Origin of the sequence: Qipengyuania sp. NPDC077410, assembly GCF_044543405.1 — a bacterium.
GTDB classification, from domain to species: Bacteria; Pseudomonadota; Alphaproteobacteria; order Sphingomonadales; family Sphingomonadaceae; genus Qipengyuania; species Qipengyuania pacifica.
In genome coordinates, this window is record NZ_JBITWB010000001.1 from 1,349,111 (window position 1) to 1,371,302 (window position 22,192).

Annotated in this window: 17 protein-coding genes; 11 read left to right on the top strand and 6 right to left on the bottom strand. The window is 59.6% G+C overall.

Features of this window, described 5'->3' with window-relative positions:
* Window positions 1-166: 166 nt before the first annotated feature.
* The 4 genes from ACIGGE_RS06610 to ACIGGE_RS06625 form a co-directional block, all read right to left on the bottom strand.
* Window positions 167-1,237, bottom strand: a complete 1,071-nt coding sequence (locus ACIGGE_RS06610) for an acyl-CoA dehydrogenase family protein (RefSeq protein WP_067182382.1) — start codon at window positions 1,235-1,237, stop codon at window positions 167-169.
* 18 nt (window positions 1,238-1,255) lie between these two features.
* Window positions 1,256-2,467 carry an acyl-CoA dehydrogenase family protein gene (locus ACIGGE_RS06615; RefSeq protein WP_067182385.1) on the bottom strand — a complete coding sequence of 404 codons (1,212 nt, stop codon included), beginning with the start codon at window positions 2,465-2,467 and terminating at the stop codon, window positions 1,256-1,258.
* 68 nt (window positions 2,468-2,535) lie between these two features.
* Window positions 2,536-2,862 carry a 2Fe-2S iron-sulfur cluster-binding protein gene (locus ACIGGE_RS06620; protein ID WP_006834191.1) on the bottom strand — a complete coding sequence of 109 codons (327 nt, stop codon included), beginning with the start codon at window positions 2,860-2,862 and terminating at the stop codon, window positions 2,536-2,538.
* 28 nt (window positions 2,863-2,890) lie between these two features.
* Entirely contained in the window at window positions 2,891-4,153 is a 1,263-nt protein-coding gene (locus tag ACIGGE_RS06625) for a cytochrome P450 (protein ID WP_006834190.1), read from the bottom strand.
* Between the two features lie 201 nt (window positions 4,154-4,354).
* Between ACIGGE_RS06625 and ACIGGE_RS06630 the strand changes: the two genes are divergently transcribed.
* The 11 genes from ACIGGE_RS06630 (at window position 4,355) to ACIGGE_RS06680 (ending at window position 18,672) form a co-directional block, all read left to right on the top strand.
* Window positions 4,355-5,083, top strand: coding sequence for a FadR/GntR family transcriptional regulator (locus ACIGGE_RS06630; RefSeq protein WP_011415894.1), 729 nt, complete (start codon window positions 4,355-4,357; stop codon window positions 5,081-5,083).
* A 50-nt stretch (window positions 5,084-5,133) separates the two neighbouring features.
* Window positions 5,134-6,276 (top strand): nitronate monooxygenase family protein, encoded by a 1,143-nt coding sequence (locus ACIGGE_RS06635; RefSeq protein WP_067182388.1) that lies wholly within the window; start codon window positions 5,134-5,136, stop codon window positions 6,274-6,276.
* Window positions 6,277-6,294: 18 nt separating this feature from the next.
* A complete protein-coding gene (locus tag ACIGGE_RS06640) occupies window positions 6,295-7,050 on the top strand; it encodes a ubiquinone biosynthesis protein COQ4 (RefSeq protein WP_237233938.1) in 756 nt (251 codons plus the stop codon).
* Complete coding sequence (locus ACIGGE_RS06645; protein WP_067182393.1) at window positions 7,047-8,219, top strand: thiolase C-terminal domain-containing protein; 1,173 nt, start codon at window positions 7,047-7,049, stop codon at window positions 8,217-8,219. The genes ACIGGE_RS06640 and ACIGGE_RS06645 overlap by 4 nt, the downstream gene beginning before the upstream one ends.
* Window positions 8,216-8,692, top strand: coding sequence for a Zn-ribbon domain-containing OB-fold protein (locus ACIGGE_RS06650; RefSeq protein ID WP_006834185.1), 477 nt, complete (start codon window positions 8,216-8,218; stop codon window positions 8,690-8,692). Before ACIGGE_RS06645 ends, ACIGGE_RS06650 begins: the two co-directional genes overlap by 4 nt.
* 6 nt (window positions 8,693-8,698) lie before the next feature.
* Entirely contained in the window at window positions 8,699-9,949 is a 1,251-nt protein-coding gene (locus ACIGGE_RS06655; protein WP_067182395.1) for an acyl-CoA dehydrogenase family protein, read from the top strand.
* Window positions 9,949-11,040, top strand: a complete 1,092-nt coding sequence (locus tag ACIGGE_RS06660) for an acyl-CoA dehydrogenase family protein (protein WP_067182397.1) — start codon at window positions 9,949-9,951, stop codon at window positions 11,038-11,040. Before ACIGGE_RS06655 ends, ACIGGE_RS06660 begins: the two co-directional genes overlap by 1 nt.
* Before the next feature lie 63 nt (window positions 11,041-11,103).
* Complete coding sequence (locus tag ACIGGE_RS06665; RefSeq protein WP_067182399.1) at window positions 11,104-12,714, top strand: acyl-CoA synthetase; 1,611 nt, start codon at window positions 11,104-11,106, stop codon at window positions 12,712-12,714.
* Window positions 12,711-14,348: an NAD(P)/FAD-dependent oxidoreductase gene (locus ACIGGE_RS06670; protein ID WP_067182402.1), complete on the top strand. Its 1,638-nt coding sequence runs from the start codon at window positions 12,711-12,713 to the stop codon at window positions 14,346-14,348. The genes ACIGGE_RS06665 and ACIGGE_RS06670 overlap by 4 nt, the downstream gene beginning before the upstream one ends.
* A complete protein-coding gene (locus tag ACIGGE_RS06675; protein ID WP_067182404.1) occupies window positions 14,345-15,316 on the top strand; it encodes an alpha/beta fold hydrolase in 972 nt (323 codons plus the stop codon). Before ACIGGE_RS06670 ends, ACIGGE_RS06675 begins: the two co-directional genes overlap by 4 nt.
* Window positions 15,317-15,735: 419 nt before the next feature.
* Window positions 15,736-18,672, top strand: coding sequence for a TonB-dependent receptor (locus tag ACIGGE_RS06680; protein WP_067182407.1), 2,937 nt, complete (start codon window positions 15,736-15,738; stop codon window positions 18,670-18,672).
* 440 nt (window positions 18,673-19,112) lie between these two features.
* Here the strand turns inward: ACIGGE_RS06680 and ACIGGE_RS06685 are convergent, their stop codons facing one another.
* Both ACIGGE_RS06685 and ACIGGE_RS06690 read right to left on the bottom strand, forming a co-directional pair.
* Complete coding sequence (locus ACIGGE_RS06685) at window positions 19,113-20,600, bottom strand: efflux transporter outer membrane subunit (RefSeq protein ID WP_397489940.1); 1,488 nt, start codon at window positions 20,598-20,600, stop codon at window positions 19,113-19,115.
* A 37-nt stretch (window positions 20,601-20,637) separates the two neighbouring features.
* Window positions 20,638-22,191 carry a DHA2 family efflux MFS transporter permease subunit gene (locus tag ACIGGE_RS06690; RefSeq protein ID WP_050599572.1) on the bottom strand — a complete coding sequence of 518 codons (1,554 nt, stop codon included), beginning with the start codon at window positions 22,189-22,191 and terminating at the stop codon, window positions 20,638-20,640.
* Window position 22,192: the final 1 nt, after the last annotated feature.

Sequence of the window (22,192 nt, forward strand, 5' to 3'; positions counted from 1 at the left end):
GTGCCTCTCCTCTAAGAATGTGCCCCATCCTAGGCACTAGTCGATGTTAGAAACGATGCCGATAAGCGCGTTTAATTTCAAGACTTGGTAGATGAATTGACGGATTATTTCACATTGTCGACAAGCATGTGGCAAAAATGCCATGCAGGTTACTACATGCAGGTTTCTAGTAGCCAGAAAGCTTGGAAAAACGGTCCTTTAACCAGCTCGACGAACCGAAGCTCGCTTCGAGCACGCGGGCGCGCTTGAGGTAGAAGCCGACGTCGTATTCGTCGGTCATGCCGATGCCGCCGTGGAGCTGGATGCCTTCGTTCGCCATCTTGTGCATCACGCGGTTGGCCTCCGCCTTGGCAATGGTCGCCGCACGCGCGACGCCGAAGCCGCCGTCGACGGCCTGGAGGCCCGCCTCGACCGCCGAACGCATCTGCGCGAGGTCGGCAAAGAGGTCCGCCATGCGGTGCTGCAGCGCCTGGAAGCTCGCCAGCACCTGGTTGAACTGCACGCGCTGCTTCAGATAGTCGAGCGTGTCGTCGAACACTTGCTGCGCCATGCCGAGCATTTCGGCCGCCGTGAGCACGCGCGCGCGGTCGAGCACGTCATCGAGCAGGCTGTCACCGCCATTGGCGAGCCTCTCCGCCGCCGCGCCGTCGAAGGTGACGTCGGCATGGCTGCGCTGGTCGGTCAGCTTGCGGGTGGTGAGCGCGACGCCGTCGCCTTTCTCGACCAGGTAGAGCCCGTCCTTGGCCGCAACGACGAACAGGTCCGCGCCATGCGCTTCATGGACGAAGGCCTTGGTGCCGCTCAGCTTGCCGTCGGACACACTGGTCTCGATCTTCGCAGGATCGTGGCTCGGCCCTTCGTCGATGGCGAGGGTGGCGATGGCCTCGCCGCTCGCCAGCCTGGGCAGCCACTTTGCCTTCTGCTCGTCGCTGCCGCCCAGAACGATCGCGCTCGCCGCGACGGTGTTCATCACCAGCGGGCTCGCGGTGAGCGTCTTGCCGAGCTCCTCGACGACGAGGCCCGCGGACAGGAAGCCGAAGTCCGAACCGCCGTGCTCTTCGGGGATGATGACCCCGGCCCAGCCCATCTGCGCCATCGTCGCATAGGCGTCGCGGTTGAAGGCTTCGGGCTCGCCGCTGGCGCGGACCTTGCGGAATTCGGTGACCGGGCTTTCGTTGACGGTCCATTCGCGCGCCATGTCGCGCAGCATTTCCTGTTCTTCGTTGAGAACGGCCATTGTCCTTGCTCCCCTCTCTTACTGGTGGTCGAGCATGCCGAGCACGCGCTTGGCGATGATGTTGTTCTGGATTTCGGTCGAGCCGCCGTAGATCGTGGTCGCCTTGCCGAAGAGCCACGCCCGCACGGCCTCGAGCTCCCCGTCCGAAAAGCCGTCGCCTTCCCAGCCGAGGCCCTGCAGGCCGCGGATTTCGATCAGCAATTCGCTGCGTTCCTGGCTCAGCTTGGTGCCGAGCTTCTTGAGCACCGAGCTGATTTCGGAGACGCCGCCAGCCGCCTTGCTTTCCTCCATCGCGCGGCGCGCAGTGAGCAGGAAGCTGTTCCAGCGGATCTCGAAATCGGCGATCTTGTCGCGCAGCACCGCATCGGCGAGTTCGCCGTCGGCGCCCGTCGGCTGGTACTTCTTGGCGATATCGCCAAGGCTCTGGCCCATCAGACGGGCGAGGCTGCCGCCGCCCGAGATGTTGGTGCGCTCGTGCTGCAGCAGGCGCTTGCCGATGGTCCAGCCCTGGCCTTCCTCGCCGACGAGGTTTTCCTTGGGCACCTTCACGTCGGTGAAAAAGGTTTCGCAGAACGGGCTGGTCCCGCTGATCATGGTGATCGGGCGAACCTCGACACCGGGCGTGTCCATGTCGATCAGCATGAAGCTGATGCCCCTGTGCTTGTCGCTCTTGTCGGTTCGCACAATTGCAAAGCACTTGTCGGCCCATTGGCCGCCGCTGGTCCAGGTCTTCTGGCCGTTGACGAGGTAGTGGTCCCCCTTGTCCTCGGCAAAGGTCTGGAGGTTGGCGAGGTCGGAACCGGCATTGGGTTCCGAATAGCCCTGGCACCAGCGGATTTCGCCGCGGCAGATCGGCGGAATATGCTCCTGCTTCTGTGCCTCGTTGCCGTATTCGAGCAGCGTCGGGCCGAACATCATGACGCCCATGCCGCCGATCGGGTTGTAGGCACCCGCCTTGGCGAATTCTTGGTCGATGATCTTCGCCTGCGCCTTGGTGAGGCCGCCGCCGCCGTATTCCTTCGGCCAGGTGGGGGTGCCCCAGCCGCGCGCGCCCACGGCTTCGCGCCACTTGGTCTGCGTCGGCGTTTCGTTGGTGGGGCCGTCCACGCCGGCTAGTGCGTTGGACTGGCCCTTGAGTTCGGCGGGAAAATTGTCCGCCAGAAACTGCTGCACTTCCGCGCGGAAGGCGTTTTCGTCGGTCTGGGTTGCGGGCTCAATTTGTGTGGCCATGGGCGTTTTCTCAAAGAATCGAGGAAAGACAGATAAGAATGTAGGCTACGGGGACGAAAATCCCTCCGTCAGTATTGTTGTTCGGGTAGGTGAAGAACCAATCCATCCAGCATCGGCTTCATCGGAATCTGGCAGGCAAGGCGACTGTATTCAGTGGTGCCTTCGGCGAACTGCAAGAGGTCGGCCTCCATTCCATCATGCATAAGCCGACCCACCTTGTCGATCCATTCGGGATCGACATGCACATGACAGGTCGCGCAAGCACATACCCCTCCGCAATCGCCATCGATACCCGGCACGTCATTGTATAGCGCCGCTTCCCTGGCTGTCTCGCCTTCTTCTATTTCGACCTCCCGTCGCTCACCATCGCTAGCCACGAACGTAATTTTGATCATCTTGAACTCCGCATTTCGATCTCGAGAGTCAGCGGGCGCGGAGCCGCACCGGCAGCCTGGTGATTCCGCGGACGAGGTTTGAAAAAAGACGCTCTGGTTCACCTGTAACCTCGACCCGGGAAAAGCGCTTGTGAATTTCTTCCCAGATGATCCGCAGCTGCAGTTCCGCGAGCCGGTTTCCCATGCAGCGGTGAATGCCATAGCCGAATGAGAGGTGATGGCGCGGATTTTTGCGGTCGATGATGAACTGGTCCGCGCGCTCGATAGCACTCTCGTCGCGGTTGCCTGACAGGTACCACATCACCACCTTGTCGCCCTTCTTGATCTGTTTGCCGCCGATCTCCCAATCTTCCAGCGCGGTGCGGCGCATATGAGTGAGGGGGGTCTGCCAACGGATGATTTCCGGAACCATTTTGCTAATGAGCGAAGGATCCGCGTCGAGTTTCGCGTACTCGTCCGGGCTTTGGTTCAAGGCGAGCACGCCGCCGCTGATGGAATTGCGTGTTGTGTCGTTTCCACCGACGATCAGCAGCATAAGATTGCCGAGAAACTCGAGGAACGGCATGTCGCGCGTGGCGGGAGAATGAGCCATCATCGAGATGAGGTCGTTCTTCGGCTCCTCGTTTATCCGTTCGTCCCACAGAGTCTTGAAATACATCGCGCAACCGATGAGTTCTTCGCGCCGCGCCTCGTAGGATTCGACGATCCCGGTTTCAGGTGCCGCAGTTGCTACATCGGACCAGCGCGTCAGCTTGCGCCGCTCCTCCCAAGGGAAATCAAACAAGGTTGCCAGCGTCATCGTCGTCAACTCGATCGCAACCTTATCCACCCAGTCGAAATCTTCGCCAATCGGGAGTTCATCGAGAATCTCTCCCGCGCGCTTGCGGATGATCGGCTCGAGCAGTTGCAGGTTGGACGGAGCCACTGCCGGAGTCACCGCCTTGCGCTGCTGATCGTGCTTGGGCGGGTCCATCGCTATGAACATTTCAAGTTCGAGCGCGCCTTCCACCGAATGCATGTCCTGGATTGCAATTCCGCCTAGCTTCGCTTCCGAAGAGAAGACCTTATGATTGGTGTCCACCGCCATGATGTCGTCGAACTTGGTAATGGACCAGTAAGGGCCGACATAGCTCTCGCGGCAGTAGTGCACAGGTTCTTCGGCGCGCAACCTGTCAAAAAATAGACCGATGGTATCGTTCTGAAACAGGCTTGGCCGGGCCACGTCGATTTCCTCGATCGGAATTGACGCGATCCTCGCCGCGGCATCCGGCTCGGCGATCTGGCTGTCCATAAGAACTATTCCTTCTACATCTCAGGCCTGATCGGCCTTCAGTCCTCCATAAGCGAGAAATCTCGTGCAGTCAATAAATCGTATACTCTTTTAGTCCCTTGCAGACACCAATCCCATCGGATAGTGTGCCGATCCAGCGAAGGTTGGCTAATATCCTTATACTGTTTATTCGAGAGGTGCGGGTGTGCTGATGAGTGGCGGATGCCAGCGGTGAAGAAGGCCAAGCGTGCCCTTTCTCTTGCGCAAAGCATCGTGCGGGACATCGAGGCGGGTCGCCATAACCCGGGTGACAGGCTTCCGCGCGAGGATGAAATGCTCGCGCGTTACGAGGTTGCGCGCGCAACTTTGCGGGAGGCTTTGCGGTTCCTGGAATTGCAAGGGGTCATCCATCTCCAGCTCGGCCGTGGTGGAGGTCCCGTCGTAGCCCGTCCGCAGACCGGCGATTTTGCAAGCAGTTTGTCATTGATTCTGCATTTCATGGAAGCCGATTTGCGTGGTTTGCTTGAATTGCGCGAAGCAATTGCTCCCGATGTCGCAGGGTATGCAGCCCAGCGTGCAACTACCGCTGATCTCAGCGCGTTGGCAGGGTGTCTGGCGGAATTGAGGCATCATGAAGCCTCTGATCAATTCGAGGAACTTAATCGCAGATTTCACGACTTGTTGGGTTGGGCGAGCGGCAATCCGCTGTTCGGTTTGCTGACCTCTGCGATGCATCTGTTGACCCGCGAGTTTTCCCATTCGCTGGGATATTCGGCACAGGAACGGGCGGTGCAGATGAAGTTTCTGGTGCGGGTGCTCGAGGCAGTGCGGACTGGCGACAGCGCCGCGGCCCGTCAAGCAATGAGCCGGTTGGTGGCCGGCTCTGCCGTCTATCTTTCGGAGCGCAGTCCCGAGCTGGTCTCGCAGCGGGTGCGATGGGGGCAGCTGTAGAATTTTCAATAGTTTGAGTGTGCGTTTAGGCAAGTGGCTGGAGAGGAAGAATGGCGTTGAAGAGCCGAATATGCGAAATGCTGGGGATCCGGTACCCGATCCTGCTTGCCGGGATGGGCGGAGCGAGCGTTCCGGCGCTGGCGGCTGCGGTTTCGAATGCCGGCGGGCTCGGGGTCCTGGGTGCCGCGGCGTGTTCGCCCGATCAGTTGCGTGACTGGATTCGCCAGACCCGGGAATTGACCGACAAACCTTTCGGTGTCGATACGCTGCTCCCCGCGTCGGTCAGGCGCGGCTCTGCCCCTCAAAGCGGTGCTGCACCCCAAAATCCCATGGATCTGATGGGTGAATATCAGCAGTTCGCGCGCGACTTCATGGATCGTGAAGAGCTTCCGGAGGTCGATGCTGCCGCCGCCATGCGGGCGGCGGGCGCGCCTGAAATGGGCAAGGGCGGCCCGCAGTTGTTCTCGAAGGAATTCTTTGAGGCGCAGATGGAAGTGGTGATCGAGGAAAAGGTGCCGGTTTATGCTGCCGGCCTTGGCAATCCTGAACCGTGGATGGATCGGCTCCATGCCAATGGCACCAAGGTCATGGCGGTGATCGGCAAGGTCAAGCACGCCGAACAGGTCGTCGGGTCGGGCATCGACATGATCGTCGCGCAAGGGCACGATGGCGGAGGTCACAACTCGCCGATCGGGACTATTTCCTTGATTCCCCAGGTGGTCGACGCCGTTGGCGATCGTGTTCCTGTCCTTGGGGCCGGCGGTATCTCGGATGGCCGGGGTGTTGCCGCTGCGATGATGCTGGGGGCAGAGGGCGCGTGGGTCGGCACGGCATTTCTCGCGACCGAGGAAGCGGGCATCGAGCGCTTCCAGAAAGAGGCGATCACCGAAAGCGGCGATGCCGATACGGTCGTTAGTCGATCGCTTACCGGCAAACCGGCGCGCATGATCCGTAACAAATGGGCCGACGCCTGGGTGCAGGCCGGAAAGGAACCTCTGCCGATGCCCTATCAGTCGATGATCTCCGGCCCGGTCATGGCCTCCGGGATCAAGGCAGAGCGCAAGGATGTCATCCCCGGCTTCGCGGGGCAAGGCATCGGCCTGATCGATTCGATCCGACCTGCCGCCGAAGTGATGCGCGACCTGGTCGATGGAGCCGAGAAGGCGTTGGCGTCCGCCGGTACCTACAAGTGAAGCGCAGGAGGCAAGAAGATGGCTTACGCCAAAGGTCATGAATTGCGCCGCCCCGTAGAGCCGCTGAAGGCGCTGGGGGCGATGAGGCAGCTGATTGCAGACAAGGAGGATACGGCGCAGGTGTTCCGTATCGTCAAGGCATTGTCGGGCAATTCCTATTATCGGAATTTCAATCTCTTCATGAAGTCGAGCGATGGGCGGCGCATCGCTTCCGACCGGGCCGACCTGCTTGAAACCTTGTGCGATCGCAAACGCCTTGCGACCTGTGCGTCTGGCACGCTTGGCCGAGCCTACCTCGATTTTGTTTACGGGGAGGGTCTGACAGCAGAAGGTCTGGCGGAAGCCAGCGAGGCCGGAGGTCTGGAGGACTTCGGCGACCCCGATGTTTCCCTCTATCGTCGGCGCCTTCGCGATTCGCATGACCTGTTTCACGTCGTCACCGGATACGGCAGGGACGCACTGGGCGAATTGTGCGTGCTGTCCTTCGGAAACGCGCAATTCTATAATCACGGGATCGCTTTCATCGTGGGCGTCGGCATTCCCAAGATGAAACTGGAAGCTGCCAAGTTGCCAGTGGCGCGCGCTGCATTTGAAGCGTGGCGCCGGGGCCGGGCTGCAGCCGATCTGACCACCTTCTACTGGGAAGAAAATCTCGATCGTCCGTTGGAGGATGCCCGCCGCGAGTTGCGACTGCGTCCGCCGGAGACCTATCAGAGGGTGCGCGCTCTTTCCGAACAGCTCGAACGCGATTACCAGGCGGTCAGGCAGGCATGAGCTTAAGCGACAAATCGGCCATCACCGGAGTGGGCGAAACCGCTTTCGTGAAAGGCACCGAGAAAACCGCGGTCGACATGATGCTGGAAGCATCGCGCAAAGCCATAGCAGATGCAGGGCTGAAGCCGTCGGATATCGACGGCATGGTTCCTCCGCCGATCTACACCACCTCGGAAGAGATGGCGGCTAACCTCGGTATCGAAGTTCTGCGCTATGCCTCTACGGTCCACATGGGCGGGGCGAGCCCTACCACGGCACTCCAGAACGCCGCGATGGCAATTGCCAGCGGCTTATGCGACCATGTGCTGGTGACGCTCGGGTGGAACGGTTATTCCGCCTTGCGGCCCAAGCCTGGCGCACCGCCGACGCGGCCGATGAACATGAACACCCTGACGAATACGATCCAAGGCTATTACATTCCGTATGGCGTGTTCCTGCCGGTGCAGATGTATGCCTGGCTCGCCACCCGGCACTCCCGAATTTACGATATCGGCCCGGAAGCGATGGCGGCCGTTGCACTGGCGTGCCGTCGCCATGCGCAGATGAATCCGCAGGCCTTCACTCATGGCCGGGAACTGGATGCCGAAACCTACCATTCCGCGCGCTGGATATCCGAACCCTTTCGCCTCTACGATTGCTGTCTGGAGACTGACGGGGCATGCGCAGTCGTGGTTTCGCGAATGGACCGCGCCAGGGACATGCCGCATGTTCCCGTGAGCATCGCCGGTGCGGCTGAAGGGCATCCTTACCCCGCCGACGATATCCCTTCGCGTCCCGACCCCTTCAAGATCGGCCTGAGCTACGCCGCGCCGCGCGCGTTCGAAATGGCGGGGGTCGATCGCGAAGACATGGATTTTCTGCAGATCTACGACTGCTTCACCTACGTGGTTCTCCTGCAGCTGGAGGCCCTGGGCTATTGCGAACCAGGTGGACAGGCAGAGTTCGTCGCGAATGGCCAGATCGAGCTGGGCGGGCGCTATCCCGTCAACACCCATGGCGGCCTGCTGAGCGAGGCCCATATTTGGGGACTGAACCATGTCGTCGAGGCGGTGCGTCAGTTGCGCCACGATTGTGGGGAGCGGCAGGTCGAAGGCGCCCAGACCGGCCTGGTGACCGGCTGGGGCGATCTGGGTGACGGCAGTATAGCGATTTTGAGGAGGTTTGCGTGAGCGACGAGAAAGATCTGCCGCCCAAGATGCGCCCCTCGGCGCAGGCCGCACCAGCCAAGCCAAAGCCGCGCCCGCAGGATCCGGTGGAGCAGGAATTCTGGAACCGGTGTCAGGACGGCAACCTTTACTTCCAGCAGTGCGAAGGATGCGGCAGTTTTCGGCATTTGCCGCGCTATATGTGCGCCCGATGCGGTTCTCCTGAATGGTCGTGGGAGCGTAGCACCGGCAATGGCACGCTGTTTTCCTGGACGGTGACCCATCAGGCACTGCATCCCGCCTTCGCCGGCGAGATTCCCTTCATCGCTGCGGTGGTGGAACTGGAGGAGGGAGTGCGCATGGCAACCCGGCTGGTCGATTGCGCGCTCGACGAGCTTGAGCTCGATCTGCCGGTCACGCTGGATTTCGAGCCGATCTCCGAAGATTTTCGCCTGCCAGTATTCCGACCCGTCGCGATCGCGCGCGCAGAAGGATAGACCAAGATGGATCTCGACTACGGACCCCAGTATGACGCGTTTCGCGAGGAAGTGCGCCAGTTCCTGCAAACCCACGGTCACCGCGCACCCGATGGCCAAGGCCGTGCCGCGCGCCCTTCCCCCGAAGCCGTCGAATGGCAAAAGCTGTTGATCCTGCATGGTTACACGGCGCGTACGATTCCCAAGGAATACGGCGGATACGGAGCCGAGCCGGACATCCTGAAATCGCGGATCATTGCCGAGGAATTTTCGCGCGCTGGCATCCCCGCAGGCCTTGCGAACCAGGGCATTTCCATGCTCGTTCCCACGCTGCTGGAACTCGGAACCGAAGCCCAGAAACAGCAATGGATCGAGCCGACCCTTAATGGCGAGATAATCTGGTGTCAGGGATATTCGGAACCTGGAGCGGGATCGGACCTCGCCGCGCTCAAGACCAGCGCCCGCGTCGAAAATGGCGACTTTGTCATCAACGGACAGAAGATCTGGACCAGCACGGCCAAGCAGGCGGACATGATCTTTTGCCTTGTTCGGACCGAACCGGACGCGCCCAAGCACGGCGGCATCTCCTACTTGATCTTCTCGATGGACACACCAGGGATCGAGGTCCGACCACTCAAGACCATGACCGGTCACGCCGAGTTCAATGAAACGTTCTTTACCGACGTGCGGGTTCCCCTGGACCAGATCGTCGGGCAGCGCGGGCAGGGGTGGTACGTGGCCAATGCCACACTGGGCCATGAACGTGGCATGCTGGGCGACCCCGATGCACTGGAAAACCGGCTCCAGGCGCTGGTCAGGCTGATGCAAAAAGAACGCATCGGCCAGGGTTGCGCAATGGACAACGCCGTTCTGCGTGACCGGCTGGTTGCATTGCAAGCCGAAGTCGCGGCGATGAAATTCAACGGCATGCGCATCCTGTCGAACAGCCTTAGGGGGGATGCCGGCGGCATGGCGAAACTTGTCGTGAAGCTGCAGAGCTGTGAGCTCGCCCATCAGATTTCCGCGCTCGCGATCGACGCAATGGGCGAGATGGGCATACTCTATCACGGAAGCGAGCGCGAGCGCGAAGACGGTGCCTGGCAGTGGAACTACATGTTCCAGCTTGGTCTGATCATCGGTGGAGGCACCGCCCAGATCCAGAAGAACATCATCGCCGAACGCGGGCTGGAAATGCCGCGCGAACCCAAGTTCGCAACGCCTCCCGCGGCCGAACAGGCGACGGCCGTTGCAAGCGGGCAGAATAAGGGAGCCGCCTGATGGATTTCGGACTTTCGCAAGACCAGGAGATGCTCTGCGACGCGATCAGCCGCACTCTTGCTGATACTTGTCCGCTCGATCATGTGCGCGAATGCGCGGAGGGCTCGGTTCCCTTCAGCGACAACGTGCGTTCGGCGCTGGGCGAAATCGGCATTTGGGGAATGATGGTTCCCGAGCAACATGACGGGCTCGGGATGACAATGCTCGATGCCGCCGCTGTGGCCGAGCAGCTCGGCTATGCCGTCGCGCCGGTGCCTTTTATCGGTGCCCATGTACTGGCACCCCTTGCGCTGGCACAGGGCGGTAGCGAGGAGTTGAAGGCGCACTGGCTGCCGAGGATAGCGAAGGGCGAGGCGCAAATCGCCGTCGCGATCGCGGAAACGGTGGAGATCCGGGACCGGGCAGGCGTGGACTTCGACGGCGCAAAGCTCGACGGAACGGCTTTGTTCGCGCTCGACTTCCTGGAAGCCGACGCGTTTCTGGTAGCCGATACCGCCGGTCGTATGCACTTCGTAGCTGGCGATGCTGCGGGTCTGGAGAAGGTTGCTCTCAAAACGATCGACCGGACCCGGAGCGTAGGGGAGCTGCGGTTTTCTGGCGTAGCGGGCGAGGCTCTCGCGGACGATGGTGGGGCCACAGTCAGGCGCCTGCGGGACGCCGGCCGGGTGCTCCTAGCCGCCGATAGCCTCGGTGCGGGCCAGGCTATGATCGAAAAAGCGGTCGACTATGCCGGGCAGCGCGAACAGTTCGGACGAGTGATCGGCAGCTTCCAGGCGGTCAAGCATATGTGCGCGGAAATGGCTGCCCGCCATGAACCATGCCGTTCGCTGGTCTGGTATGCCGCCCATGCGTTCGATGCGACGCCCGACGAGGCTTCGCTGGTGGCATGCCATGCCAAATCACATACGGGCGAAGTCCACCGTTTTGTCGCCCGAACCTCAACCGAGGTGCATGGGGGGATGGGTTTTACCGATCTCCTAGGTCTGCATTTCTGGTTCAAGCGAATCGGTTTCGACCGCCAGGTTCTGGGAGGTCCCGAAGCGGTCCGGGCCGAAGCAGCGGCCTTGCAGGGGTGGACGCAGGTCGCATGAGACGATGAATTAGGCGCACGCTACCGACAAAATCGTGGCCACCAAGGAGAGAGGAATTAATACGTGATCGACTGGAACCTTGGCGACATCCTTGATGCAATCGAACCTGCGGTCCCGGAAGATGCTCCGGCGCTGATTAACGGCGACCGGATCATTACCTGGCCCGAAATGTCGAAGCGTTCGAACAATTTGGCGCGCAATCTGCGCGCGCAAGGTGCAGGCGACGGGGCGAAGATAGCCTTCTACATGCGCAACCGTTCCGAATACGGGGAATTGATGGCCGCATGCTTCAAGGGCCGCCTCACGCACGTGAACATCAATTATCGTTACCGTCCCGAGGAGGTTTTCTACATCTTCGACGATTCCGATAGCGAGGTAATTGTTTACAGTTCCGAGTTCCGCGACTGCATTCTTGAACTGAAGGAACGGTTGACCAAGGTTCATACATTTGTAGAAATCGGCGATGCTTCGCAGATCGCTTCCTTCGCGCTTCCTTACGAAAAACTTGTAGAAGGTAACGGCGCGCCTCTCGATATCGAGCGTTCTCCCGATGACCTGCTGTTCATATATACAGGCGGTACCACCGGCATGCCCAAGGGCGTGATGTGGCGACACGATGATATGCGCAAGGCTCAGCTCGACGCGCAAAAGCTGCTGGGTCCGGTTCCCCAGACCATGGAGGAAATGGTGGCCCTGGTGAAGCAGGGCGAGCTTGCACGCATCACTTTGCCGGCGTGCCCGCTGATGCATGGAACCGGGTTCATTACTGCTATCGGCACGCTCATGTCGGGCGGGGCCATCGTCACGCTGTCCGATCCATCCTTCGACGCGGAAGAATTGTGGGATGCGGTGGACCAGCACAAGGTGCAGAGCATCGCCATTGTCGGTGACGCTTTTGCCAAACCCATGCTGCAGGCGCTGGACGCCCACCCGAAGCGCTGGGACACGAGCAGCCTGATTTCGATCATCTCGTCCGGCGTCATGTGGAGTAAACAGGTAAAGGCGGGCCTGTGCAAACATATCCCCCAGGTCATCCTCATGGACAGTTTTGGCGCTTCGGAAGGGCTGGGCTACGGCTTGTCGGTGACGACCGCACAGGGCGGCACCAACACCGCGAAATTCGGGATCGGGGAATTTTGCGACGTATTCGACGAGAACGACCGGAAGGTCGAGGCGGGGAGCGGCGTGCCCGGCTTTATTGCCCGCAAGGGCGCAATCCCCACAGGATACTACAAGGACCCGGAAAAGTCGGCCAAGACTTTCAGGACGATCGATGGCGTGCGTTACTCCATCCCGGGCGACTGGTGCCGGGTGGAATCCGATGGAAGCCTGACCTTGCTGGGCCGCGGCAGCGTCTGCATCAACACCGCAGGTGAAAAGGTTTACCCCGAGGAGGTGGAGGAAGTGCTCAAAACCCATCCCGCCATTGCCGACGCGCTTGTCGTCGGGGTGCCTGACGAAAAATGGGGCGAAGCGGTGACCGCTGTGGTGCATTTGACCCAGGATGCGGACTTCGACGCGCAAGCGATCAAGGATCACGTGCGGGAACAATTGGCAGGCTACAAAACACCCAAGGCGATTTGCCCAACGCAAACCGCCTTGCGCGCGTCAAACGGCAAGGCGGATTATACTACGGCCAAAGAGATCGCGAAAGCGGGTGCCGGGGCCTCGTGAGCCATTTGCCCCCTCCTGACTATGATGTCGTAATCGTCGGGGCCGGGTTCAGCGGAATATACCTGCTTTACAAGCTGCGTCAGGCGGGGTTCGACGTTCTGCTGGTAGACGCAGCGGAGCAGCCGGGGGGAATCTGGTACTGGAACCGCTACCCGGGAGCACGGGTCGATTCCCAGGTTCCACTTTACGAATTTTCCATTGCGGAAGTATGGAAAAGCTGGACGTGGAGCGAACGATTTCCAGGCTGGGAGGAACTGCGCGCCTATTTCCTCCACGTCTGCGATACGCTCGACCTCTGGCCGGCAATGCGAATGAAAACACGGGTCGAAAGCGCGCAGTTCGATGAAGACACCGCCTACTGGCGATTGAAGCTCGACGAAGGCGGGAAAGTAAGCGCGCGTTTCCTTTTGCCGGCCCTGGGGTTCGCCTCGAAACCCTACATTCCCGATATCCCGGGTCTTAGCGATTTCGAAGGCGACTGGTGCCATACCGCCCGCTGGCCGCAGGAAGGCATCGACCTTTCTGGCCGCCGGATCGCCCTGATCGGCACGGGTGCCAGCGGCGTACAGGTGGCGCAGGAGGCGGCAAGCTGCGCGGAGCAGCTGACGCTTTTTCAGCGAACCCCGATTCTCGCCCTTCCCATGCGGCAGGAAAAACTGGACGCTGATCGTCAGCTTCGCGAAAAATCCGAATATCCCGCTGTCTTCCAGAAAAGGCTTACGACAAGTGGCGGTTTCGAATGCCAATCGCTGGACATCTCGGCCCTGGCTGTGACCGAGGAAGAGCGGACTACGCATTTCGAGGATTTGTGGCAGCGAGGAGGGTTGCGCTTCTGGTATCATAATTTCGCTGACATACTGACGAACGAGGACGCCAATCGCCACGCCTACGAGTTCTGGCGTGACAAGGTGCGCGAGCGGATCTGCGACCCGACCATTGCCGAGAAGCTCGCTCCCGATGAGCCGCCACATCCCTTCGGGACCAAGCGACCATCGCTCGAACAGAATTATTACGAGATCTTCGCACAAGACAATGTGACGCTGGTCGATCTGAACGACACCGCGATCACTCGCGTCACCGAGGCCGGGATAGAAACAGCCACTGGCATGATCCCGTGCGATCTCATTGTCTTCGCGACCGGCTTCGATGCCGGTCGTGGCGGGCTCATCGACATGAACATCACCGGCCGCGGTGGGCTGGGGCTGGCAGAAGCATGGAAGAGCGAGATCAAAGCCTATCTAGGCATGGCCGTCGCCCAATTTCCGAACATGCTGTTCGCCTACGGCCCGCTCAGCCCTTCAGGCTTTTCCAACGGTCCGACAAGCGCCGAAATCCAGGGTGACTGGATCTGCGATTTCCTGATCTGGCTGCGCGATAACAGGATCGGCCTTTTCGAAGCCGATGCGCTGGCCGAGCGAAGCTGGACCGATATGGTCGCCCAAGTAGGGTCGATGACGCTCTTCCCCAAGGCTGAATCGTGGTACATGGGCGCCAATATTCCCGGCAAACCCCGACAACTGATCAATTTCCCCAGCGTATCTGGTTACGCCGATCTATGCCACGATGTCGCACGGCACGATTATCGTGGTTTTATCAGGAATACACTATCCGGTATGGAGACTGCGCCGAAATGAATGAAATGAAACCAATCCACGACGGGTCAGCAGATATCGATCCCGTATGGGCCGGCGACGGGGCGGATATACCCGAATGGTTCGCCTGGGCGCTGAGCGTGCCCCGTGAGGAAGGCTTCGTAGAGGTTGGTGGCGCGCGGGTGCATTATCTTCGCTGGGGCAAGCGTGACCGGCCCAAATTGCTCATGACTCACGGTTTTCTCGCCCATGCCCGCTGCTTTGCCTTCATCGCACCGTACCTTGCCGAAGACTACGACGTGGTGGCGTTCGATCTGGCCGGTATGGGCGATAGCGAGATGCGCGGCGTGGCCGATATAGCTGCGCGGGGAAAGGAATTCGTCGAGATCAGCGAAGCGCTCGATTTGTTTGCGGATGGAAGCAGACCGACGATCATCGCCCATAGCTTCGGCTCGGGTGCAGCGCTGACCGCCGTTTCCCAATCGCCGGATGCCTTCGCCGGCGTTATTGTCTGCGATCTCATGGTGATGCGGCCCGAAAAGCTGGAGAAATACTGGACCATGGGCAGATCGAGCCCCGGGTCGGGTAATCCTGACAAACCGGTGCGACGCTACCCCACCTACGAAGCGGCGCGCGAGAGGTATATCCTGTCGCCGCCGCAGGCAGTTGGTGAGCCGTTCCTGATGGATTACATGGCCTATCACTCTCTCCGCCGCGATGGCGAGGAGTGGACATGGAAGTTTTCTCCCGAAGTGTTCCGGCGCAGCAACAAGCCCGACGAATGGCTGACAGTAGGCCAGAGGCTGGTCGATGCGCCCGGGCGCAAAGCGATTGTGTACGGCGAGAAAAGTCAGCTCTTTGATCGCGATTCCGCCCGCTATATCCGGGAACTGGGAGGGGGAAAGATACCAATTGTTGCAGTGCCCGATGCACGCCATCATCTCATGCTGGATCAGCCGCTCGCGTTCGTCGCTGCGCTACGGGCGGTACTGGCCTTTTGGAGCCTCTGAGATCCCCCATACTAAGAGGCTGGTTCCTGGTCAGAGGCCAGCGAGATGGGGGCAAAGGGCGTCCATATTCATCTTGTACTATATCCGAACTATTGTCGCCGTCGGCACGGCGAACGCTTCGTTGGTCTCGATGCCAGCTGGGGCAAAAGCTTTATCGGGAGCAACTCGCTTAGCACGCCAACCATTGCTGATCTTTAGCAAACGTTCACTCCGCGTGCGATCTGGATCGTGGCCCATGGGGTCAAAAGATAAGGCGCTTTACTAATATCACGCGGATGTATATGCCCATGGACGGGGATTGGGCTAATTCTCTCCCTCTCCTCTCCACAGACTAAGGGGCGACCCTCGAGGTCGCCCCATTTTGCAGTAAGCGGCGGAGCCAATTATCGTCGCACTGAAGAGATGGGAAGGGATGCTATATGACACTGAGAGCGATGGTGCTCGCCACTTCGGCCATCTTGGCTTGGCCGCAGATGGCTTTAGCGCAGGATTCCACAACTGATGAGGCGGAACCCCAAGGATCCGTAATCATCGTGACGGCCCAACGCCAATCTCAAAGTCTGCAAGAGGTGCCGATCGCGGTCAGTGCCTTCGATGCTACGGCTCTCGAAAGCCAGCAGATCGAGAACGCTGCTGACCTTCAATTGACGCTCCCGAACGTCTCATTTTCGAAGGGCAACTTCACCGGGTCGTCCTTCACCATCCGTGGTATCGGCGATCTTTGTGTTGGTGTGACGTGTGACGCAGCGACGGCTATCCATATCAATGGTTCCCCTCTTTTTGGTACCCGGCTGTTCGAAACAGAATATTTTGACCTTGAGCGAATTGAGGTCCTACGGGGGCCGCAGGGCACCCTCTTCGGCCGCAACGCTACCTCGGGTGTTGTCAACCTTGTGACAGCCAAGCCTGACCTCGGTTCTTTCGGCGCGGCCGGAGAGTTCGAGTATGGGAATTACAACAGCATCAAGGCCGAAGGGATGGTCAATGTCCCGATCGGCGATTCTATCGGCGTTCGGGTAGCCGGATTCTTTCTGAATCGCGACGGTTACACCACAAACCTTTTCGACAATTCGGATGTCGACGACCGAGACATGTACGCTGTTCGTGGTTCTCTTCGTTTTGAACCCGGTGCCGATACCACTCTCGACTTCATGGCATATTATTTCAGGGAAGATGACACCCGTTTACGTAATCAAAAGCAGGCCTGCCAGCGTGACCCGCTCGGCGTGCTGGGTTGTCTGAACAATCGCCGCGACTTTGACATCACCAATGCCAATTCCACAGTCGGCGCAACGCTCAGTTCGCAAGAGTTCTTCGCTATTCAGGGAATTCCCTCAGTACTGGGATTGGGAAGCCTGTACGGCCCCGATGCATTTGCAGGATTCGATAAGCCCGACGATGTGCGCACGGTAAACACGGCGTATACTCCATTCTATTTTGCCGATGAAGTGCAGCTACAGGCCCGTCTCGAGCAGCGCATCGGAGCTATGACACTGACTGCAACCGGTCTTTATCAGGACACCGAAGTCGATTCCCGGCAGGACTACTTTCTGGGCATTCAGGATCGTACCGGCTTTGCTACGGCCTTGAACGTGTTGTCCGGCTTCGCGGCCAACGGTTTGCCTACCGGCCTCCCCGCACCTGCACCGGCGTTCGTGCCAGGTTCGTCGGCGTATTTTACCCCGATTGTGGAGGCTCTCATCCCCAATGGCCCAGGGGGCTTATTGTGCACCTCCGATAACGATGATGGGAACAGGGGCGCGTTCGAAGGTAATGTATTGTGCGGCGAAACGCCGCTATCCTTCGACAGGTCTTCAGAGCAACGCGAATCCTGGAGCGGCGAAATCCTCCTTTCCAGTGATTTCGACGGAGCATTCAATTTCCTGCTCGGAGGGATCTATGCAAAGTCCAAGACTACCGACAACAGTTACTATGTAAACTCATTCGCGCTTGACTACGCCAGTGCCATTCTGGGATCGTTTGGTACTTTGGCAGGCGGTGCACCGCCATCCTACTTCGCAACATCCATGTACCGCAACAATTCTCTCGAGGCTAATCTTGAGAGCTTCGGTGTGTTCGGGGAGATCTACGTCGACCTGACCGAGCGTCTGACCTTCACCGGAGGTTTGCGGTATAACGACGACAAGAAAGACGTGACTGCGCGCACGACCTTGATTAGCTTCCTCAATCCTTACGCGAATGACGGGGAGCCGTTCGACAGCCCGATCACTCCCTTAACCGGTCCCTCTGGTCTTTTTGATGCCGATCCTGGTACGCCAGGTGAGCAGCTGACGCAATTTAGAGAAGTAGGTTTCGATGAAATAACCGGGCGTGCGGTGCTCGACTACGAAGTTACGCCTGACAATTCGATTTACGCATCTTATGCCAGGGGCTATAAATCCGGGGGTATCAACCCGCCCCTTTCGCCCGTTTTCGATGTGGCTGAAAGCTTCGGATCAGAAACCATCGACGCATTTGAAATCGGATCGAAAAATACCTTTGCGAATGGCGCAGTGCAATTAAACGCTACTGCATTCTACTATAAGTATAGCGGGTTGCAGCTTAGCCGCATCGTCGCCCGTACCTCAGTTAATGATACTATCGATGCCGATATCTGGGGTGTGGAACTAGAGTCCGTTATCCGGCCCGATCCCGATTGGCTTGTCAACTTGACGTTCAGTTATCTCAACGCGGAAGTTGCCGGCGACCAGTTCTTCTCCAATCCGCGCGACCCGGGTGGCGGCGATCCTGATGCCGTCATCATCAAGGATATCAGCAACGGTGCTAATTGTGCCGTAACCGGGCCAGCCCCCGGCGTGGCCGACGCATTCGTCGCCGGAGTGAACGCAGCTCTGGGTCTTCGTGGTCCCGAAGAATTTCCTAATGACGGCAATCTTGCGTCAAGCGGCGCATTCAGCATTTGCGATGTCTTGGCCGGAGCCGTTCCGGCGGGCAGCGGCCTTGCGGTATTAAGCCCTGGCGTAGAGGTCAACTTAAAAGGGAACAAGTTGCCGCAGGCCCCCGAAATGAAGGTTTCGATGGGTGTGCAGTACACCGCCACTTTCGACAATGGCATGACTCTGGTTCCTCGCGTGGACGTAGCGCTGACTGGTGAGCAATACGGCAATATCTTTAACGGCAGGGTCAACCGGATCGAGCCATTCGTGCAAGCCAACGCGATCGTGCAGTTGAACAGTGCGGATGAGCGTTGGTTCGTGCGCGGATTTGTTCAGAACATTTTCGACAGCAGCTCGGTGACAGGATTGTACTTGACCGACGCATCCTCGGGGAATTTTACCAATATCTACACTTTGGATCCTCGTAGATATGGTGTTGCTTTGGGGTTCAGTTTCTAACAGGTCCAGATCGTGTTGGCGGGGAGATCGGTGGTCCTCCCAACGACCCGAAAGGACAGTGCCAGCTAGTTCGTATTTCGACCCATGACTTTATAGCTTTTCCAGAGCGGCGTAATGCTCGATGACCGCCTCGTAAGCCTACCGACGAGGCGGTCATCGAACCGGCCAAATGCGAGCTGCACTCGAAATGCCTGTACGATCGCTCGTTGATGTCGCTACGAGATGCTCGCGGAAAGCTTAAGGCCTTACATAGAAACGACAATGAAGAGTCACCGAATAGTGCAATCGGGATATCCGATGGTGATACTGGCAAACGCACTCTGCGAAAGGCGGAAACATGCTGACCCCTATGATCCAAGATTGGGTCGCAGTGCACGAGGTGCTGACGCGTTAGGAAAAGTTGGAAGGGGCTGCGGGGCAGACTTCTGAGAAAACTTATCCTAACTCTGTTCAGGTTTCATAACTGATTTTCGATCGACCGGAGCTGGCTCAACCGACGTGCGATTGTCGCGAGACAATTCGACCCATCCCAACCCAAGCGACTTCTGGATCGCGATCCAGCCATTTGTCATGGCGGCGATCGCCCGATCGAGATTTGCTCTGGCCTGTTCGCGCTTGCGGATCGAAGTGTCGAGTTCGCCTTGCGAGATTACCCCCGCGGCGCGGCGTTGCTCGTTAAGCTCCGCAGCCGTGTCGGCCTGCCGACTGATCAGCGCCAGCGCGGCTACGTTGGCTCTTTGTTGCCCGAACCGAGCAAGCGATTGTTCGGCGTCGCGTAGTGCGCCCAGGACCACTTCAAGATAGCGCGCTTCGGCCTCGTCGCGCGCACTCTCGGCCTGATCGATCGATGCTGCCGTGCGGCCGGAATCAAGCAGGTTCCACTGCAGCCGCGGCAAAGCGATTGCCGATAAGTTGCCCGGGTCCAGGATGTCGTCGGGCTCCGATCCGCCCAAACCGAGAATCCCCATGAAGGAAATCTTGGGGAAGCGAGCAGCCTCTGCCACGCCAATGCGCGCATTCGCCGCGGCCAGCATGCGTTCGGCGGCTCGAACATCCGGCCGCCGCGCTATTAGCGCTGCGGGATCGCCCACCGCGACCCGTTCGGGGGGAAGCGGAATTTCGGCCTGAGCCGCCAGGAGCCCGTCGAGTGCGCCGGGCGCTTCGCCCGTCAGCACCGCGAGCGTGTCTTTGAATACATCGATGTCCGCTTGAGCTTCCGCGATCTGCGACTTGAGCAGTTCGAGCTCGGCGTTCGCGTTACCGACCGGGAACAGCGCGAGAGCGCCCTGTGTATAGCGCTGATAGGTCAATTCGAGAATTTGCTGCTGCAAGTCGCGCTCTCGCTGGACAAGCTCGAGCCGCCCTTGCGCTTCTCGCAGGCTCACATACGCCCGCGCGATTTCGGCGGCGAGCTGGACTTTCGCATCCTCGGCGTTCGCCACCGAGGCCGCAGCCTGAGCGTTAATGGCCTCGACACGCCGTGCCTGCCCCCCAGCGAAATCGATCTCCCAGTTTGCATTGAGCCCGACGTTGTAGACGCTGAGGCTGTCCTGCTCTTCGGTGTCTGCAGGAGCGCCGGGCGATCCCGGGGGCGGGCCGCTGCCGATATCTAGCCCTGGGATATTCGCCTGGACCGCAGTCGCCTGCGCAGCCACGGCGGGTAGCCGGTTGGCGCGCTCCTGGCGGAGAGAAGCCCTTGCCTGTTCGATGCGAGCGCGCGCCGCGGCCACGCCCGGATTGCCGACCAGCGCGCGCGCCTCCAGTTCATTGAGAACCGGATCGCCGAGCAGCGTCCACCAGTCGCCGGCAATCGGCGCAAACGGATCGATTTCGGGGCCGGCGCGTACGAACGCATTGCCTGCGGCGGTCGCAAGTTGCGGGGGACCGGCATAGTCGGGACCGGACATGCAACCCGCGAGGAGCGCCATGGGAGCGAGGAGGGTTAGGGTCTTGCGCATAGAGTTCTCAGTGCATCGAAAGGGATAAGTTCTTCGGGAGAGGCTTGAGGAACAGTACCAGCGGCACCGTGACCAGGGTAATCGCGCCCATGGCGAAAAAGACATCGTTGTAGGTCATCACGAACGCATCGCGCTGAATGATGCCGGAAAGCATCTCCAGCGCGGCCTGTGGGCTGCCCAGCGACGCCGTCATGCCGTCCAGGTATTCCTGTAGCCGGGGGCTGTTGGCGTTGAGGGTTTCTTCCATGCGTCGACTATGATGCCACAGGCGCTGATCCTGGAACGAGGCAAGCCCCGCGAGCGCGAACGAGCCCCCGAGGTTTCGCGCCGCGTTGAAGATCCCGGAAGCATCGCCGGCATCCTCCTTGGCAACCGAAGCTACCGTCGCCTGGTTGAGGAACATCATCGTGAGGATCATGCCGATGCCACGCAGGAACTGGCTTTCGGTGAACACTCCACCTCCCGATTCCGCTGTCAGATTTATGCTGACGAAACAGCTTAGCGCCATGATGAACATGCCCGCGCCGACCGCAATGCGGATGTGAATCCTGCGGATCATGAACGGGAGAACGGGCATCAACAGGAAAGCCGGAACGCCCATCCAGAAGATCACAAGTCCGGTCTGCAAGGCATTATAATCGGAAATTATCGCGAGAAATTGCGGGATCACGTAGGTCGAGCCATACATGACCATGCCAAGCGCCAGTGCCATCACCACGACGCTGGCAAACTGCCTGCTGAGCATCAGGCGCAATTTGAGCACGGGTTTGCGCGCGTAAAGCTGTCCGTAGGTCAGAAGTGCAAAACCCACGACCGTCATCAGTGTGAGCTGGACGATCAGCGTGGAATCGAACCACTCCTCACGGTGGCCTTCTTCCAGAACGATGGTCAGCCCACCCAACCCAAGGATCATACCAGCTATTCCCGCCCAATCAGCCTCGCGCAGGTAAACCCAGTCGGGCTTTTCATGGGGTAGCCCGATGAATAGTAAAGCAAGGAGCAACGCGCAGACGGGCACGTTGACGAAGAAGGCGTAGTGCCAGCTCAGGTTCTCGGTAAGCCAGCCCCCCACCAACGGGCCCATTACCGGCCCAAGAACCACGGTCATTCCGAAGAGCGCCATGCCAATCGGCTGTTGCGATGGAGGCAGTCGCTTTGCGACGATGGTCATGGCGGTTGGAATAAGCGCGCCGCCCATGAACCCTTGACCGGTGCGACCGATGATCATCGTCGTCAGATCGGTGGCAATGCCGCACAACACCGAAAAGGCCGTGAAGGCAGAAACCGCGACGATGAGCAGCGTGCGAAGGCCGAGCAGTCTTTCCAGCCACGCGCTCAGAGGAATGATGATGATCTCGGCAACAAGGAAGGCTGTCGCGATCCAGGTGCCTTCGGTTCCGGTCGCGCCGATTTCCCCCTGGATCGTCGGCAGCGCCGAATTGACGATCGAGATGTCAAGCGTTGCCAGCATCGCCCCCAGCGCACCGGCGGCTACGGCGATCCAGGCCGTAGCATCGGCCTTTTCGACCGGCGGCGAAACCGCTGCAGCGGCGCCTGCCATC

Bases quoted from the DNA above. Each gene is read 5' to 3' on its own strand.
- ACIGGE_RS06615 (WP_067182385.1), bottom strand. From the start codon at position 2,467: ATGGCCACACAAATTGAGCCCGCAACCCAGACCGACGAAAACGCCTTC.
- ACIGGE_RS06660 (WP_067182397.1), top strand. From the start codon at position 9,949: ATGGATTTCGGACTTTCGCAAGACCAGGAGATGCTCTGCGACGCGATC.
- ACIGGE_RS06675 (WP_067182404.1), top strand. From the start codon at position 14,345: ATGAATGAAATGAAACCAATCCACGACGGGTCAGCAGATATCGATCCC.
- ACIGGE_RS06625 (WP_006834190.1), bottom strand. From the start codon at position 4,153: ATGGACAGCCAGATCGCCGAGCCGGATGCCGCGGCGAGGATCGCGTCA.
- ACIGGE_RS06640 (WP_237233938.1), top strand. From the start codon at position 6,295: ATGGCTTACGCCAAAGGTCATGAATTGCGCCGCCCCGTAGAGCCGCTG.
- ACIGGE_RS06620 (WP_006834191.1), bottom strand. From the start codon at position 2,862: ATGATCAAAATTACGTTCGTGGCTAGCGATGGTGAGCGACGGGAGGTC.
- ACIGGE_RS06635 (WP_067182388.1), top strand. From the start codon at position 5,134: ATGGCGTTGAAGAGCCGAATATGCGAAATGCTGGGGATCCGGTACCCG.
- ACIGGE_RS06690 (WP_050599572.1), bottom strand. From the start codon at position 22,191: ATGGCAGGCGCCGCTGCAGCGGTTTCGCCGCCGGTCGAAAAGGCCGAT.
- ACIGGE_RS06680 (WP_067182407.1), top strand. From the start codon at position 15,736: ATGACACTGAGAGCGATGGTGCTCGCCACTTCGGCCATCTTGGCTTGG.
- ACIGGE_RS06630 (WP_011415894.1), top strand. From the start codon at position 4,355: ATGCCAGCGGTGAAGAAGGCCAAGCGTGCCCTTTCTCTTGCGCAAAGC.
- ACIGGE_RS06610 (WP_067182382.1), bottom strand. From the start codon at position 1,237: ATGGCCGTTCTCAACGAAGAACAGGAAATGCTGCGCGACATGGCGCGC.
- ACIGGE_RS06645 (WP_067182393.1), top strand. From the start codon at position 7,047: ATGAGCTTAAGCGACAAATCGGCCATCACCGGAGTGGGCGAAACCGCT.
- ACIGGE_RS06685 (WP_397489940.1), bottom strand. From the start codon at position 20,600: ATGGCGCTCCTCGCGGGTTGCATGTCCGGTCCCGACTATGCCGGTCCC.
- ACIGGE_RS06655 (WP_067182395.1), top strand. From the start codon at position 8,699: ATGGATCTCGACTACGGACCCCAGTATGACGCGTTTCGCGAGGAAGTG.